The sequence below is a fragment of the Brevundimonas sp. Leaf363 genome (genome assembly GCF_001424025.1).
Classification (GTDB): domain Bacteria; phylum Pseudomonadota; class Alphaproteobacteria; order Caulobacterales; family Caulobacteraceae; genus Brevundimonas.
Window position 1 is genome coordinate 527626 of record NZ_LMPZ01000001.1, and the last position, 15479, is coordinate 543104.

Genomic DNA, 15479 nt, shown 5'->3' on the forward strand with positions numbered 1-15479 from the left:
AAGTCAATCAACGCATGGGGGAAAACCCGAAATTCTTTGACTAAACCTCGATAACTCACAGCGTCGTGAGCTATTTTATCGAAGAACCTTCGATAATCCCGCGAACGACCGCGACCAGGTCGCCGCGCGGAGCCGTCACCTGGCCCGGCCGATCGGTCTTCCACGCTGCGTTATCAGAGACTTGCGCCGCCATCGCGCGGCCGGCGTCCAGGTCCTTGATCGTGACGATCCCGGCCGCCAGCTCGTCCCCGCCCAGTATGACGACCGCCGGCGCACGGCGTCGGTCGGCGTACTTCATCTGCGCCTTCATGCCGGCGCGGCCCAGATAGACCTCTGCCGCGACGCCTGCCGCCCGCAGCTCGGTCGCGGCGGCCAGGTAGTGGGCCATGTCGTCCTGCGAGAAGGCGATCACAACCACGGGGCCGCGCACATCGGCGCCCGGCGCGCGACCGGCCGCCGCCAGCGCCGAGGCCAACCGCGAGACGCCGAACGAAAAGCCGGTCGCCGGCGTCCGCTCGCCCGTGAAGCGCGCCACCAGATCGTCGTAGCGACCACCGCCGCCGATCGAGCCGAAGCGCACGGGCCGACCCTTGTCGTCCACCGTCTTCAGCAGCAGCTCGGCCTCGAACACCGCGCCCGTATAATATTCCAGCCCGCGCACGATGGTCGGGTCGAACCGCGCCTCGTCCTCCGACAGACCCAGGGCGCCCAGCGCCGCGTCGATCGCCGCCAGCTCCTCCAGCGCCCGCGCGCCCGGTGCGCCCAGATCGACGGCGTCGGATACCGCATCCAGGATGGCCCCGCGCGACGCGGCCGGATCCGACGCCGAGGTCAAAAAGGCCTGGATGGCGTCGACGGCCTTCGGCGCCAGCTGCGCGCCCTTGGTGTAGTCGCCCGACTCGTCCAGCCGACCTTCGCCCAGCAGCAGGGCCGTCCCGTCCCAGCCCAGCCGGTCGTGCTTGTCCACGGCGCGCAGGGCGGTCAGCCGCTGGCCGGCGTCGGTGACGCCCGCAGCTTCGAAGAGGCCGTCGAACAGCTTGCGGCTGGAAATGCGGACCACCGCCTGGCCATCGTCCAGACCCGCCGCCTTCAGTCCCTCGCAGGCCATGGCCACGATCTCGGCGTCCGATTCCGGGCGATCCGAGCCGACGGTGTCGGCGTCGCACTGGACAAACTCGCGGAAGCGGCCGGGGCCGGGCTTCTCGTTGCGCCAGACCGGACCGAAGGCGTACCGGCGATAGGGCTTGGGCAGGGTCTCCCAGGTCTGGGCCGCGAACCGGGCCAGCGGCGCCGTGTGGTCGTAGCGCAGGGCCATCCACTGGTCGTCGTCGTCCTGCAACGCCAGCACGCCCTCGTTCGGGCGGTCGGTGTCGGGCAGGAACTTGCCCAGGGCGTCGACGTATTCGAAGGCCGGCGTCTCCAGCGGCTCGAAGCCCCAGCGCTCGTACACCTCGGACACCGCCCGCACGATGCGGCGCTCGGCCACCAGGGCGGCGCCGCGCTTGTCGGAGAAGCCGCGCGGATTGCGGGCTTCGGGGCGTTGAGCAGCGTCTTCGGTCGTCATGGCGCGCGCTTACGCGATCGCCGGAGCCCCCGCAACGTCGCGCCGGATCGGCAGCAGGCGGCCATAGCTCAGGCAGCGCCAGACCCACTCCAGCGGCCCCATCGAGAAGCGCGACAACCACCAGCTGGACCAGATCAGCTGCAGCACCCAGATCGCGATGACGATGCCCCACAGCGCGGGGCGGTCCACCTGGCCCAGCAAGGCGCCGCGCCCGCCATAGAAGATCGACGTCATGATGATCGACTGGGTCAGGTAGTTGGTGAACGCCATCTGTCCCGCGCGCGCCAGCGGGGTCAGCCACGTCGCCCCGCCGCGCCACAGCAGGATGAGGATCGAGGCGTAGGCCAGCGAGATCAGCGGCGTGAGCAGGGCGACGACCCCGTCGGCCCCCAGAATAAGCCTTTCATCGACAGACGCCTGCCACTCCAGCCAGCCCACGACCGCCAGGCTCGCGGCCCCGACGGCGATCATCACGCCATAGCGCCAGGCGCTCGAGCGCCCGGCCAGGAAGCCGGACTTGAAGAGGCTGAGGCCGATCAGCATCAGCCCCAGGGTCGGGATCACCGCGATCGTCTCGAACATCATCAGATTGACGTACTGGCGCGCGTTCAGCGCCTGCGCGCCCTGGAAGGAGCCGCGACCTTCCGCGATGTCCGCCGCCACCTTGGCCTTCATCTCGGCTTGGCGCTCGGGTCCCGGAACGAACTGCTCGATCGCCTTCGCCTTCTGCTCGGGCGGGGCCAGATTGATCGCGGCCGGCGCCATCTGCAGCGCGGCGAACAGCAGGAACAGCGGCAGACCGACGCGCATCAGCGTCCTGGCCTTCAGGCCCCGCAACCACAGGGCCGCGACCATGGCGGTCACGGCGTAAAGGCTGAGCACATCGCCCCACCAGATCAGGAAGCCGTGGATCATGGCGATGACGAACAGCCAGCCGACGCGCCGCCACACCAGGCGACCGCGCGCCTTGTCCGTCCGGTCGCCGCCCACCAGGAACAGCGAGACCCCGAACAGCATCGAGAACAGGGTGATGCACTTCTCGTGGAAGAAGGCGTCGACCACCCATTTCGCGATGGCCGCGCCGCCCTCGTTCGAGAAGGGCCACAGCGCGATCGATCCATAGGCCGACATCGGGCCGGCGAACCCGTCCGCGTTCACGGCCAGGATGCCCAGGATGGCCAGGCCCCGGATCAGGTCCAGCACGGCGATGCGCGCCTTGGGCGCCACCGGCCGCAGCGGCGTCGCGGATCCGGCCTCGGCCGGTACGGTCTGTGTCATGGAAGCCCCCCGGCGAACCCGCGCTCACCGTGGCCTATCGGACGATGGGCCACAAGGTCAGGAGGCGTCGCCCGACCGCATCAGGCCCAGGCGGTCCCGCACCACCGGCGCCTCCCGGAAGGCGATGAAGGCCAGGCACAGGCCCGCCCACAGGGCGTAGCTGACGCCCACCAGGATGGCGACGGGCAGGGCGCCGACGCCGAAGATCAGGACGGTGGTCTCGGATGCGCCGAAGGCCTGGGCCACGTCGCCCGCCTCGAAGGCGCCGGCGGCCACCATCAGCACCGCCATGATGGTCTGCAGCACCGCCGCCAGGATGCCGCCGTACAGCATCACCCGCCAGACGACGCCCAGCCGTGTGCCGGGACGCCCGGTCCGCGCCCGCTCGACCTTCAGCCGCCAGATGCCGAAGGGCAGGGCGATCAGGCCGACGATCATCACCATGATGCGCCAGTCCAGCTCGATCCCCGGCGTCCAGTTCTGCGGCGGCCAGATCAGCAGGGTGATCAGCAGCGGCGGCCACAGGGCGCCGGCGACACAGGCGGCGGCCAGCGTCCAGCTCTCCTTGCGCCACGCCACGACCGTCTGGCCGGGCAGGTCATCGGGCTTCAGGTCGCGGATCATCGGGTCGGCACCGGTTCAGGGCCGGAATAGTCGTAGAAGCCGCGCCCCGACTTGCGACCCAGCCAGCCGGCCTCGACGTACTTCACCAGCAGCGGGCAGGGCCGATATTTCGAGTCCGCCAGCCCCTCGTACAGCACGTTCATGATGGCCAGGGCGACGTCCAGGCCCATGAAGTCGGCCAGCTCCAGCGGGCCCATCGGGTGGTTGGCGCCCAGGCGCAGCGCCTTGTCGATCGAGGCCACGTCGCCCACGCCCTCGTACAGGACGTAGATCGCCTCGTTCATCATCGGCACCAGGATGCGGTTGACGATGAAGGCCGGGAAATCCTCGGCGTTGGTGGTGGTCTTGCCCAGGCTCTCGGCGAAGGCGACGGCCGTGTCATAGGTGGCGGCCGACGTGGCGATGCCGCGCACGATCTCGACCAGCTTCATCACCGGCGCCGGCTTCATGAAGTGCAGGCCGATGAACCGCTCCGGCCGGTCCGTGACCGACGCCAAGCGGGTGATCGAGATGGAGGAGGTGTTGGATGCCAGAAGCGTGTCGGGGCCCAGCAGCGGCGTCAGCGACTGGAACAGGGCCTTCTTGACCGCCTCTTCCTCGACCGCCGCCTCGATCACCAGATCGGCGCGGGCCGCCTCGGCCAGGCTGTCCGTGACCTTGATGCGGCCCAGCGCCGCCTGACCGGCGCCGGCGTCGACCACCCCGCGTTCGCCCTGACGGGCCAGGCTGGCGGCGATGGCGGCCTGCGCATGCGGCAGCCGCTCGGCCGCCACGTCGTAGATCAGCACGTCATAGCCGCCCAGCGCCGCCACCTGGGCGATGCCTGCCCCCATCTGTCCGGCGCCGAGCACGGCGACTGTCCTGATCGTGGTCATGGGCGAAGGTTGTACGCTGGAAGGCTCAAAGGTCGGCCGGGCACCTTATGGCGAAGCAGCCGCCGCGCAAGGCCCCAAACGCGACAGGGTCAATACAAACGGATCAGTAGAAGGCGCTGAGCGCCGCCGCGTGGGCCGCCGGCAGCAGATAGGCCTTGATCCCCTGGATCAGGATGATGGCGACCACCGGACTGACGTCGATGCCGCCCAGCGGCGGAATGACCCGGCGGAACGGGGCCAGCAGCGGATAACAGATCCGGTCCAGCATGTCGGCGATCTGGGCGATGCCGCGATTGCGCCGGTTCAGCACGTCGAAGGCGAACAGCCAGCTCAGGATCGCCGTCACGATGATCACGAACAGCATCAGCGACAGGATCGAGTCGGCGATGAAGAAGATAAAGTTGATCAGGGCGGGCATGGGCGGCGGCGTCTCCGGGGATTTCACCGCTTCTAGCCCGGCGAAAGCGCCGCCGCCACTGCGACGCGCGCGCGCCGCGAACCCGTTGACACCGACGCCCCCGCCCGCCTATGTCGCGCCCTCGCCTGACCGGGCCATACCGGACGGGGGGCCGTAGCTCAGTTGGTAGAGCGCGTCGTTCGCAATGACGAGGTCAGGGGTTCGACTCCCCTCGGCTCCACCATCCTGCCTCGCAGGATCTGGCGGACATCACAGGGTTGCGGTCAGGGGCGGGTGTAGATCACCTGGCCGTCGCGAATGACCGTTCGGACGATGGCCAGAGCCTGAATCGCGTCGCGCGGGTCGCCATCCACGATGACGAGGTCGGCGATGTAGCCCTCGGCGACTTGGCCGCGCGTTTCGCTTTCGCCGAATCGCGCCGCAGGGGCTGTGGTCAGAGCGGCGAGGACGCCGCGCCAGCCCACGGCCTGCTCCAGCAGCCGGAGTTCCGCCGAAGTATCGAAAGCGTCGGTGAAGCCGGCGTCGGTGCCGAACAGCACCGCGCCGCCCGCGCCTGCGAAGGCGCGGGTCTGCTGGATGGCGGTCGCCGCCGGCGTGCGGGGGTTGGCTGCCTCCTCGTAGAGCGCCAGCGTCGGGATCAGGGCCGCACCGGTCGACGCCACCCAACGCGCGTAGTCAGGGCTCCACTCGCCCATCAGAGGCGCGGCATGCGCCAGCACATCGACGCCGTTGCGAACCGCCACCTCAAGGCCTGCCTGGTCGGTCGGATGGGCGAACGCGAGGCGGTGATGCCGGTGGGCGACGTCGGTCAACGCCCTCACAGCTTCCGCTTCCATATAGGCGACCTCGCGCGGGCCGCCGACGATCGAGCCGGTGAACAGTTTGAGGCCGTCGCCGCCGGCCGCCAGCTGTCGATCCGCGCGGGCCGCCGCCTCGGTCACGGTCGTGATCTCTGCCGAGGGCAGGCCAAAGGCCTCGTAGAACTCTCTGGCGTAGATCGGCGTGGCGTTCGGCGGATAGAAGGGATCGCCCACGCTCAGCAGGCGAGGACCGTGGACGCGGCCGGAAGCGATGCGGTTTCGCACCTCTGCGGCGATGTCGCTGGTCGAGGCCAGGTCGAACACCGTCGTGAAGCCCCATCGGGTGAAGTCGGCCTGCAGTTCATTCTGCAGGGCCGCGTCGGTCTGTTGAGCCGCCGTCAGCAGGACCGGCCGGGTCAGGTGGATGTGGCTGTTCCAGAAACCGGCCACCACGCTTGCGCCTGCGGCGTCTATCGCCCGGGCGTTCGCCGGCACGGAGATCGAGGCCCTGGGCCCGACCGCCACGATGCGATCGCCTTCCACGACGACGACGCCGTCCTCGATCACGGGCGCACCGGGCGTCGTGAAGATACGAGCGGCGGTGATCGCCAGGGTCTCCCGCGCCTCGGCGCGCAGCGGCAGGGTGGCGGCCAGGCAGGCCAGGGCGACCAGAAGGGCGGGCAGGCTTCGCATCATGTGTCCTCGCACGGTGACGATCAGAGACGACGCGTCGGCTTACTGATCCTCGTCGAACCGGCGGTCGACCAGCTCCTTCAGCGCCGTCACCGCGTCTTCGGCGTCCGGCCCTTCGGCTTCGATCCCGATGTCGCAGCCGTTGCCGGCGCCCAGCATGAGCAGGCCCATGATGGAGCGGGCGTCGACGGTGACGCCGTCGCGGGTGACCTTGATCTCGCTGTCGAAGGACGAGGCCAGCTTGACGAATTTGGCGCTGGCGCGGGCGTGCAGGCCGCGCTGGTTGCAGATGCCGGCGGTGGCGGTCACGACGTCGCTCATTTCTCGCCCGCCAGAACCCACGACGCGACGGAGATGTATTTGCGGCCCGCGTCCTGGGCATGGGCGACGCAGCTTTCCAGCGTCTCGCGCCCGCGCACGCTGGCCAGCTTGATCAGCATGGGCAGATTCAGTCCGGCGATCACCTCGGCGCGGGTCTGCTCCATCACCGAGATCGCCAGGTTGGAGGGGGTGCCGCCGAACATGTCGGTCAGCAGGATGACGCCCTCGCCGTCGTCGACGGCCGCGGCGGCGTCGACGATGTCGCGCCGGCGGCGCTCCATGTCGTCGTCCGGCCCAATGCAGATTGCGGCGACGCCGCGCTGCGGGCCGACCACATGCTCCATCGCCGACAGAAACTCGGCCGCCAGTCCCCCGTGGGTGACGATCACCAAGCCGATCATAAAGCCATCACCAAAACCGCTCGCCCCGTGAATCCCCGGTCCGGCCGGCGCAAGACGCGCCCCCGGCCCCACCTGGCCCGCAAGCCGGCCTTCATAGACCCCCCACGGTGCGGGTCAAATCGTGGCGAGGGCGGCGGCGATCTTGTCCACCGCCGAGGCGTGCGTCGGGTCCAGCCGGATCAACGGCAGTTTCAGGCCCAGATGCGTCCAGCCTTCAGGCTCGGGCAGGCGTTCCGGCGGCGCCGACTGAAGCTGGACGGCCAGGCTCAGCGGGGAGGGCGTCAGGGCGGGCGCGGCGATCAGTCCCACGCCTCGCGCCTCGATCAGGCCCCTGAGCGACGCCGGCGCCGCGCCGAACAGTCGCCCGCCGGACGACCAGACCAGGGTCTGGTCGTCCGCGACCAGCCGCCACCCGGCGCCCGTCAGCCGCAGGGCCAGGTCGCTCTTGCCCGCGCCGGACGGGCCCAGGATCAGGACGCCGCGCCACCCGCCCTGGCGATACCGCGCGACGGTGGTGGCGTGGACCGTCTGCTTCAGCGGCCCGCCGCCGTCGCCGGTCCCGATCTGGCTCACGGCCGCCGCCCGACCGAGGGCAGGGCGATCTCGAACCGGGCGCCCTGGATCTGATCGTCGGCGCTGGTCCGGTTTATCGCCCAGACGCGGCCGCCATGCGCCTCGACGATCTGGCGCACGATCGACAGGCCCAGGCCAGAGTTGGTCCCGAACGCCGCGCCCTTGGGCCGCGAGGTGTAGAAGCGCTCGAACACGGTCTCGAGGTTGTCGGGCGGGATGCCGGGCCCGTCGTCCTCGATGCGAATGCGGATCGGCAGGGGATCGGCGTCCTCGCGGAACAGGGCGACGCGGACCTTGCCCTTGGGCGGGCTGAAGCTGCGGGCGTTGTCGATCAGGTTGCGGACCACCTGGCCCAGCGGCCCGTCGCGGCCCATGACCGGGGCGGCGTCGCCCTGGGGCAGGGACAGCTGCACCTCGGCCTCGCCCGGCTTGGCCCCGGCCCGGTAGACGCCCACGATCTCGGTCAGCAGGGTGGCCAGGTTCACCGCACGGGGCCGGTCGCGCGACAGTTCGGCGTCGAGGCGCGAGGCGTTGGAGATGTCGGTGATCAGCCGGTCCAGACGCCGCACGTCCTGCTGCAACAGGGCGGTCAGACGGTCGCGCTGCGCGTCGGTCTTGACCAGCGACAGGGTCTCCAGCGCCGATCGGATCGACGTCAGGGGGTTCTTGATCTCGTGGCTGACGTCGGCGGCGAAGGCCTCGATGGCGTCCATCCGGTCCGACAGGGTCTCGGTCATGGTCTCCAGCGAGCGGGCCAGATCGCCGATCTCGTCCTTGCGGCCCTCCAGCTCGGGCAGGGAGATGGCGCGCGCCTGCTGCAGGCGCACGGCGTCGGCGGCGGCCGACAGGCGCTTGACCGGGCGGGCGATGAACAGGTGCAGCAGCAGCGACGACAGCAGCGACACCGCCAGCGCCACGAAGGCAAAAGGCAGCAGCGCCCGGCGCTGGGCGCCCAGGATGGCGTCGACGTCGCCGGTCTCCAGCGTCAGCACGCCCAGCACCTGCTGCACATGGCGCACGGGGATGGAGACGGAGACGACGCGGTCGCCGTTCTCGTTGCGGCGGACCGAGGACTGGGGCTGGCCGTCCAGGGCGCGCTCGATCTCGCCGGCCAGCTCGACATGGGCCCGGTCGATCCGGCGCTGGGTCTCGGGCGTGCTTTGTGGGGCGACCGGCGTGCCGGCGGGATGGGCGGCGGGCAGGCCGCGGCCGGGAATCTCGTCAGTCACGGCATAGCTGTCGGTCAGCATGTGGCCGTCGATGTCGAACAGGCGCGCGCGCTGGTCGCTGGGGATGAAGTTGTCCCGCAGCAGGATGGATGCGTTCTCGGGGTTCAGCGCCGGATAGGGATCGCCCGAGGTGGCCCCGAACTCGCCCAGCAGATTGGCCAGCAGCGCCGCCTGCACGGCCAGCGACTGCTGCCGCGCCTGGATCAGCCCCCGGCTCCATTCGTTCAGCGCCAAGGCGCCGCCGAACAGGATCAGCAGGCTGACGAGGTTCAGCGCCAGGATCAGGCCGCCGAGGCGCGATCCTCCGAACCGGAACCGTTCGAACCGGCGCGGCGCCGTCTCGTCAGCCGGTCGATCAGCTCTCGCGGTAGCGGTATCCGACGCCATACAGGGTCTCGATCGCGTCGAACTCGGGGTCAACCATGCGGAACTTCTTGCGCATGCGCTTCACGTGGCTGTCGATGGTGCGGTCGTCGACGTAGACCTGATCGTCGTAGGCGGCGTCCATCAGGTTGTCGCGGCTCTTCACGAAGCCGGGGCGCTGGGCCAGGGCCTGCAGCAGCAGGAACTCGGTGACCGTCAGCTTGACCGCCCGGCCGTCCCAGGTGCTCTCGTGGCGGGCCGGATCCATGGTCAGCTTGCCGCGACGGATGGCCTTGCCGGCGCCCTCGGCGGCGGCGGCCTCGGGCTCGATCCCGTCCGCGCCGGTGCGGCGCAGCAGCGCCTTCACCCGCTCGATCAGCAGGCGCTGGCTGAATGGCTTGTGGATGTAGTCGTCGGCGCCGAGGTTGAAGCCGAGGATCTCGTCGATCTCCTCGTCCTTGCTGGTCAGCATGATGATCGGGATCTGGCTGGTCTGACGCAGGCGACGCAGCACTTCCATGCCGTCCATGCGCGGCATCTTCACGTCCAGGATCGCCAGGTCGGGCGGCGTCGCTTCCAGCGCGGCCAGTCCGGTGGCGCCGTCGTGGTAGGCCGTGATCTTGTGGCCGTGACTTTCGAGGGCCAGCGACACGGAGGCCACGATGTTCTCGTCGTCGTCGACAAGGGTGATGTTCGCCAAGTCTGTCTCCTGCGGCCGTCGTGGCCCGCCCTTAACGCACGGCAAGCGTAACCGTTCTTGGGCTGGATGCCGTCCAGATTAGGGCGCGTCGGCCTGCTTCGCCAGCGTTCCGGGTGAAACGCGACCTTAAACCCTCGTCATCATGCTGGCCGATCAGTATTTTGAGTCGAGGCGTCATGGCCGGTCCCGTCCACTACGAGGTCTTCATCCGAAAGACCGCGCCGGCCCCCTGGTCGCTGCTCATGGCGACCGAAGACCGCAAGATCGCGATCGAGACGGCCGAGGACCTGCTGCGCGACGACCGCGCCGCCGCCGTCCGCGTCACCAAGGAGACGCTGGATCCCGACAGCATGGAGTTCAACAGCGTCACCCTCCTGACCAAGGGGGCGCCGGAGGTGAAACGCAGGCGGGTCGTGGACGACGCCCACGCCGGTCCCGCCTGCAACGGACCGCAAGACCTCTATGCGCCGCACGCCCGTGACCTGATCGGCCGGGTGCTGGAGGACTGGCTGGCGCGTCAGGGGGCCACGGCCTTCGAACTGCTGCACCGCCCCGACCTGGCCGAACGGCTGGAGGCGTCAGGGGTGGAGCTGCAGCATGCCATCCAGAAGGTCGCCGTGCCCGAAAGCTCGGCCGTCGGCCAGCCGGTCCACGAGCTGATCCGCCATTATCAGAAGCTGGCCGACGCGGCCGTGGCGCGCGTCATCGCCGCCGGGGCGGGCGACACCTTCCCGGACCTGTCGCACAAGCCGCTGGCCCAGGTGGCCGAAAAGCTGGCGGGCGCGTCCGACCGCGCCTTCCGCATGGGCGGCTCGGTGTGCGGGGCGGTGAAGGGTCTGCGCGGCGCGCGGGCGCGGCTGGACCGCTTGATGGACCTGGCCGACCAGTCGCCGCCGTCCGGCCCGGGCCACGCCCTGGTCATGGTGCCGATCGAACAGCTGGCCATCGAAATCCTGGCGGCCCGGACCAGTCTGGCCGAGGTGCTGGGCCCATCGCTGGACCAGGGCGGCAGCCTGGCCGCCGTGGTGCGGATGGTGGCGCCGCGCGAGATCGAACTGCTGGTCGCCGCCGACGCGCGCCTGGCCCTGATGGTGCCGGCCGTGGACGGGCCCGCGGCGCGGGTAGCCAGGCGGATGGCCCAGGGCGAACTGCCGCTGCTCAGCGGCTTTCTGGCCCGGATGGTGCTGCGCGAACTGATGAGCCCGCGCCGCCTGCGGCCTTCGGACGCGGCGGGCGAAATCGACATCCTGCGCACCCTGGCCACGGCCCTGACGGCCGCCGCCGGGCGCTTGCTGAGCCTGGAGGAGGTCCAGAACGCCTTCGTCGAACGCTCCAAAAGTCTGGTCACCGCCGATTTCGTCGACGCCTATGTGCGCGGCTGCGAGACGGTGCTGGAGGAGGCCGAGCATCTGGCGCGGCTGTGCGAGAACGTCATGGGCGTGGCCAACAAGCGCTCGGCGGCGCGCTGGCTGGCGGCCTGCGTCGGCTCCTTGCGGTTCGAGAGCGAGATGCGCCAGGGCGCCGGCACGCCGGCGCAGAAGCTGGCGATCCTGGCCGGCCTGCAACGCTCGGCCCGCGCGGCGGCCCTCAGCGACCACGACACCGAGCAGGTTCTGAACGCCATCGGCCAGGTCGGCGGCTCGGTGGAAGCCGAGGGCAAGCTGGTCGCCCAGCTCGTCCGCGCCGCCATTCCGCCCGCCCAGAAGCTGTCTGCCCTGCTGCGCATGGCGGCCGGCGTCGCCGCGCCGATCGGTCCAGCGGCGGACCGCGCCAAGGTCGAGGCTGTCAAACTGTTCCGTACGCCGGAAACGCGCGCCGTCCTGGCCAGCCAGCCGGAGACCCTGGCGCCCATGCGCGATCTGCTGCGAGCGGCGGGACTGGCGGCTTAACTCATCCCGCACCGTCATCCTCGGACTTGATCCGAGGATCAGGCGCTGGTCGTGCGAAAGGTCGATGGCTCGAAACGCTGCGTCTCAGCCTTTGCCGATTGCCCACCGGACAAGCCGATCCTCGGATCAAGTCCAAGGATGACGAAGGCAAGAGGAGAGAGCGCCTGCCTCAGTCGAAGATGTCGAAGATCGAGTCGCGCTTCTTCTTCTTGCGATAGTAGTCGTCGTTCTCGTAGCGGCGTCGGTCGTCGTAGCGTGGCTGCTGCGGCTGGCCCTGCCAGGGCGAGGGCTGCTGGGGCGGCGGCGCATAAGTCGGCTGAGGCGCGGCGACCGGGGCCGAGGCGCGGCCTTCGTGGGTGGCGGCCTCCATCAGCTTTTCCAGCTCGCCGCGATCCAGCCAAACGCCCCGGCATTTGGGGCACATGTCGAACTGCACGCCCGACCGCTCCATGGTCTGCATGGGCTGGTCGTCGTTGGGGCACATCAGAAGGGGCATCGGCCGTCCTCGATCCTTGAACGTCAGGGATGACAGGCGCCGCCGACCCGGGGGAGAGCCGGCGGACGCCCATCGCGATCCGACATCGCGCGCGCAGGGGCCCGGCAGGGGAAGGGGGAAGCCGGACGCCGCGCAGCGCCAGAGGGGCCCGCATCGCTGAGAGGAAGCTAAGCCCTGGTCGGCGCCGTTCAAGCGGGCCGAGCCGCGACATAACGCACCAGGCGGCGGCTGACGCCGGGCGGCGCTTGCCCTATCTAGGCGTCATGACCGACGCCGCCGACCTGCCGCCCGCGCTTGAGCCCGAGATCCAGCCGGAGCCCCAGAGCGAAACTTCAGACCACGCCCTGACCCAGGACGGTCCGGCGCTGCGGCTGTGGATGATCGACGCCTCGGCCTACATCTTCCGGGCCTATCACGCCCTGCCGCCGCTGACGCGCAAGTCCGACGGCCTGCCGGTGGGCGCCGTCCAGGGCTACTGCAACATGCTGTGGAAGCTGCTGCAGGACATGAAGGGCCCGGACGGCCCGACCCATCTGGTGGCCATCTTCGACCACTCGGAGAAGACCTTCCGCAACGAGATGTACGACCAGTACAAGGCTAACCGTTCGGCCCCGCCCGAGGATCTGGTGCCGCAGTTCCCCCTGGTGCGCCAGGCGACGGCGGCGTTCGGCGTCCACTGCGTCGAGCTGCCGGGCTACGAGGCCGACGACCTGATCGCGACCTATGCCTGCAAGGCAAGGGACGCGGGCGGCGAGGCGGTCATCGTGTCGTCCGACAAGGATCTGATGCAGCTGATCGGGCGCGGCGTGGTCATGTGGGACCCGATGAAGGACAAGCGGCTGGCCGAGCCGGAGGTGTTCGAGAAGTTCGGCGTCGGCCCCGAGAAGATGATCGACCTGCAGGCCCTGATCGGCGACAGCGTCGACAACGTTCCCGGCGCGCCGGGCATCGGACCCAAGACGGCGGCTCAGCTGCTGGACGAATACGGCGACCTCGACACCCTGCTGGCCCGCGCCGAGGAGATCAAACAGCCCAAGCGCCGCGAGACGCTGATCAACTTCAAGGACCAGATTCTGCTCAGCCGCGAGCTGGTGAAGCTGACCTGCGACGCGCCGGCGCCGGAGGCCATCGACGACTTCGCCGTGCGCGATCCAGACCCGGAGGTGCTGGGCGCCTTCCTGAACGAGATGGAGTTCCGCAGCCTGGGGCGGCGCGTCGGCGACGGCAAGGCGCCGGAGAAGGAGGGCTCGGCCTTCACGCCCGCCCGCCCGCGCGTCCTGCCCACCGCCCCGGTGATGACGCCGCGCTACGGCGCCGAGATCACCGCGCCCGCCGAGGCGCACGTGATCGACCGCGAGGCCTATGAGTGCGTGCAGACGCTGGAGGCGCTGGACGGCTGGATCGAACGGGCGCGGGCGGCGGGTGTGGTCGGCTTCGACACCGAGACGGACAAGCTGTCGGCCACCCACGCGGGCCTGTGCGGCGTGTCGCTGGCCATCGGTCCGAACGTGGCCTGCTATATCCCCCTGACGCACGAACATGCGCCCAGCAGCGGTGGCGGGGGCCTGGATTTCGGGGATGCGCCCGAGGCCCGGCCGGCGCTGGAGCAGATCGACAAGAAGACGGCGCTGGGCCGACTGAAGACGCTGCTGGAAGACCCGGGCGTGCTGAAGGTCGGCCAGAACATCAAGTACGACCTGGCGGTCATGGCCCGGCGCGGCATCCGCGTGGCGCCGATCGAAGACACCATGCTGATCTCCTATGTGCTGGACGGCGGTCTGCACGGGCACGGCATGGACGAACTGGCCAAGCGCCACCTTGGGCACGAGCCGATCGCCTTCAAGACGGTGGCCGGGACAGGCAAGAGCCAGAAGAGTTTCAAGCACGTCGAGCTGAAGCCGGCGACGCACTACGCCGCCGAGGACGCGGACGTGACCCTGCGCCTGTGGAAGGTGCTGCGCCCCCGACTGTCGGCCGACCGGCTGACCACCGTCTATGAGACGCTGGAGCGCGGCATGCCCGCGGTGCTGGCGGACATGGAGCTGGAGGGCATCCGCGTCGATCCGGCGCGGCTGCGGCGGCTGTCCAGCGAGTTCGGCTTCCGCATGGCCGAACTGGAGGAGCAGGCGCACGCACTGGCGGGCCGGCCCTTCAACGTCGGCTCCCCCCGCCAGATCGGCGAGATCCTGTTCGGCGAGCTGAACATGCCGGGCGGCAAGAAGACCGCCTCGGGCCAATGGGGCACCGAGGCCAGCGTGCTGGAAGAGCTGGCGCTGACCCACGACCTGCCGCGCGTGTTGCTGGAATGGCGGCAGCTCAGCAAGCTGAAGGGCACCTATACTGACGCCCTGATCGCGGCGATGGATGAGGCGACCGACCGGGTGCACACCAGCTATCAGCTGGCGGCGGCGACCACGGGGCGACTGGCCTCGTCCGATCCGAACCTGCAGAACATCCCCATCCGCACCGAGACCGGCCGCCAGATCCGCCAGGCCTTCATCGCCCGCGACGGCCATGTGCTGATCAGCGCCGACTACTCCCAGATCGAGCTGCGGTTGCTTGCCCATATCGGCGACATCCCGGAGCTGAAGCGCGCCTTCAAGGCCGGCATCGACATCCACACGGCCACGGCGTCCGAGATGTTCGGCGTGCCGGTCGACCAGATGGACCCCGAGACGCGCCGCCGGGCCAAGGCCATCAACTTCGGCATCGTCTACGGCATCTCTGCTTTCGGCCTGTCGAACCAGCTGGGCATCGACCAGTCGGAGGCCGGGGCCTACATCAAGACCTACTTCGAACGCTTCCCCGGCATTCGCGCCTATATGGACGCGACCCGCGCCGAGGTGCGCCAGAGCGGCTTCGTCTCCACCGTCTTCGGACGCAAGATCCATATCCCCGCCATCCTGTCCAAGTCCAACGCCGAGCGTCAGTTCGGCGAGCGCGCCGCCATCAACGCCCCGATCCAGGGCGCGGCCGCCGACATCATCCGGCGCGCCATGATCCGCATGCCGGGCGCGCTGGCCGACGCCGGGCTGACGGACGTGAAGATGCTGCTGCAGGTGCACGACGAACTGGTGTTCGAGGCGCCCGAGGGTCTGGTCGAGACCGCCATTCCGCTGATCCGCCGTGTCATGGAGACGGCGGCCGAACCGGCGGTGGCGCTGAGCGTGCCGCTGGTGGTCGAGGCCAGGGCCGCGGCCAACTGGGACGCGGCGCACTAAAAAGGCCGGGCGTCGCCGCCCGGCCCTTTTGTCG

Annotated in this window: 14 protein-coding genes and 1 tRNA gene; 3 read left to right on the forward strand and 12 right to left on the reverse strand. The window is 69.8% G+C overall.

Annotated features, from left to right (window positions below):
- Nucleotides 1–70: 70 nt before the first annotated feature.
- From hisS to ASG17_RS02555, 5 genes are all read right to left on the reverse strand, one after another.
- A complete protein-coding gene (hisS, locus tag ASG17_RS02535; RefSeq protein WP_056098638.1) occupies nt 71–1564 on the reverse strand; it encodes a histidine--tRNA ligase in 1494 nt (497 codons plus the stop codon).
- Between the two features lie 9 nt (nt 1565–1573).
- Nucleotides 1574–2842 carry a DUF418 domain-containing protein gene (locus ASG17_RS02540; protein ID WP_056098639.1) on the reverse strand — a complete coding sequence of 423 codons (1269 nt, stop codon included), beginning with the start codon at nt 2840–2842 and terminating at the stop codon, nt 1574–1576.
- A gap of 57 nt (nt 2843–2899) precedes the next feature.
- On the reverse strand, nt 2900–3466 hold the full coding sequence (locus ASG17_RS02545) for a hypothetical protein (RefSeq protein WP_056098642.1): 567 nt from the start codon (nt 3464–3466) through the stop codon (nt 2900–2902).
- A complete protein-coding gene (locus ASG17_RS02550) occupies nt 3463–4341 on the reverse strand; it encodes a 3-hydroxybutyryl-CoA dehydrogenase (RefSeq protein ID WP_056098644.1) in 879 nt (292 codons plus the stop codon). The genes ASG17_RS02545 and ASG17_RS02550 overlap by 4 nt, the downstream gene beginning before the upstream one ends.
- 103 nt (nt 4342–4444) lie before the next feature.
- Nucleotides 4445–4759 (reverse strand): YggT family protein, encoded by a 315-nt coding sequence (locus ASG17_RS02555; RefSeq protein WP_056098645.1) that lies wholly within the window; start codon nt 4757–4759, stop codon nt 4445–4447.
- A 147-nt stretch (nt 4760–4906) separates the two neighbouring features.
- On the opposite strand from ASG17_RS02555, the gene ASG17_RS02560 reads away from it, so the two are divergent.
- Nucleotides 4907–4982, forward strand: a tRNA-Ala gene (locus ASG17_RS02560).
- A 40-nt stretch (nt 4983–5022) separates the two neighbouring features.
- On the opposite strand, the gene ASG17_RS02565 is transcribed toward ASG17_RS02560, so the two are convergent.
- The 6 genes from ASG17_RS02565 to ASG17_RS02590 form a co-directional block, all read right to left on the reverse strand.
- Nucleotides 5023–6252, reverse strand: coding sequence for an amidohydrolase family protein (locus tag ASG17_RS02565; RefSeq protein ID WP_162238762.1), 1230 nt, complete (start codon nt 6250–6252; stop codon nt 5023–5025).
- A gap of 42 nt (nt 6253–6294) precedes the next feature.
- Nucleotides 6295–6573, reverse strand: coding sequence for an HPr family phosphocarrier protein (locus tag ASG17_RS02570; RefSeq protein ID WP_056098648.1), 279 nt, complete (start codon nt 6571–6573; stop codon nt 6295–6297).
- Nucleotides 6570–6974, reverse strand: a complete 405-nt coding sequence (locus tag ASG17_RS02575; RefSeq protein ID WP_056098650.1) for a PTS sugar transporter subunit IIA — start codon at nt 6972–6974, stop codon at nt 6570–6572. Before ASG17_RS02575 ends, ASG17_RS02570 begins: the two co-directional genes overlap by 4 nt.
- Nucleotides 6975–7088: 114 nt before the next feature.
- Nucleotides 7089–7547: an HPr kinase/phosphorylase gene (locus tag ASG17_RS02580; protein WP_235560340.1), complete on the reverse strand. Its 459-nt coding sequence runs from the start codon at nt 7545–7547 to the stop codon at nt 7089–7091.
- On the reverse strand, nt 7544–9163 hold the full coding sequence (locus ASG17_RS02585; protein WP_056098652.1) for a stimulus-sensing domain-containing protein: 1620 nt from the start codon (nt 9161–9163) through the stop codon (nt 7544–7546). The genes ASG17_RS02580 and ASG17_RS02585 overlap by 4 nt, the downstream gene beginning before the upstream one ends.
- Nucleotides 9132–9839, reverse strand: a complete 708-nt coding sequence (locus ASG17_RS02590; RefSeq protein ID WP_056098654.1) for a response regulator transcription factor — start codon at nt 9837–9839, stop codon at nt 9132–9134. The genes ASG17_RS02585 and ASG17_RS02590 overlap by 32 nt, the downstream gene beginning before the upstream one ends.
- Nucleotides 9840–10015: 176 nt before the next feature.
- Here ASG17_RS02590 and ASG17_RS02595 point away from each other — a divergent pair, with 176 nt between their 5' ends.
- Nucleotides 10016–11728: a hypothetical protein gene (locus ASG17_RS02595; RefSeq protein WP_056098657.1), complete on the forward strand. Its 1713-nt coding sequence runs from the start codon at nt 10016–10018 to the stop codon at nt 11726–11728.
- A 169-nt stretch (nt 11729–11897) separates the two neighbouring features.
- Here the strand turns inward: ASG17_RS02595 and ASG17_RS02600 are convergent, their stop codons facing one another.
- Nucleotides 11898–12224: a zf-TFIIB domain-containing protein gene (locus tag ASG17_RS02600; RefSeq protein WP_056098659.1), complete on the reverse strand. Its 327-nt coding sequence runs from the start codon at nt 12222–12224 to the stop codon at nt 11898–11900.
- 263 nt (nt 12225–12487) lie between these two features.
- Here ASG17_RS02600 and polA point away from each other — a divergent pair, with 263 nt between their 5' ends.
- A complete protein-coding gene (polA, locus tag ASG17_RS02605) occupies nt 12488–15445 on the forward strand; it encodes a DNA polymerase I (RefSeq protein WP_082496067.1) in 2958 nt (985 codons plus the stop codon).
- The last annotated feature ends 34 nt before the right edge of the window (nt 15446–15479 follow it).

Excerpts from the sequence above, each read along its gene's own strand:
- ASG17_RS02585 (WP_056098652.1), bottom strand. The coding sequence starts at position 9,163 with ATGGCGTCGGATACCGCTACCGCGAGAGCTGATCGACCGGCTGACGAG.
- ASG17_RS02540 (WP_056098639.1), bottom strand. The coding sequence starts at position 2,842 with ATGACACAGACCGTACCGGCCGAGGCCGGATCCGCGACGCCGCTGCGG.
- ASG17_RS02575 (WP_056098650.1), bottom strand. The coding sequence starts at position 6,974 with ATGATCGGCTTGGTGATCGTCACCCACGGGGGACTGGCGGCCGAGTTT.
- ASG17_RS02555 (WP_056098645.1), bottom strand. The coding sequence starts at position 4,759 with ATGCCCGCCCTGATCAACTTTATCTTCTTCATCGCCGACTCGATCCTG.
- ASG17_RS02565 (WP_162238762.1), bottom strand. The coding sequence starts at position 6,252 with ATGCGAAGCCTGCCCGCCCTTCTGGTCGCCCTGGCCTGCCTGGCCGCC.
- ASG17_RS02545 (WP_056098642.1), bottom strand. The coding sequence starts at position 3,466 with ATGATCCGCGACCTGAAGCCCGATGACCTGCCCGGCCAGACGGTCGTG.
- ASG17_RS02550 (WP_056098644.1), bottom strand. The coding sequence starts at position 4,341 with ATGACCACGATCAGGACAGTCGCCGTGCTCGGCGCCGGACAGATGGGG.
- ASG17_RS02595 (WP_056098657.1), top strand. The coding sequence starts at position 10,016 with ATGGCCGGTCCCGTCCACTACGAGGTCTTCATCCGAAAGACCGCGCCG.
- ASG17_RS02600 (WP_056098659.1), bottom strand. The coding sequence starts at position 12,224 with ATGCCCCTTCTGATGTGCCCCAACGACGACCAGCCCATGCAGACCATG.
- polA (WP_082496067.1), top strand. The coding sequence starts at position 12,488 with ATGACCGACGCCGCCGACCTGCCGCCCGCGCTTGAGCCCGAGATCCAG.
- hisS (WP_056098638.1), bottom strand. The coding sequence starts at position 1,564 with ATGACGACCGAAGACGCTGCTCAACGCCCCGAAGCCCGCAATCCGCGC.
- ASG17_RS02570 (WP_056098648.1), bottom strand. The coding sequence starts at position 6,573 with ATGAGCGACGTCGTGACCGCCACCGCCGGCATCTGCAACCAGCGCGGC.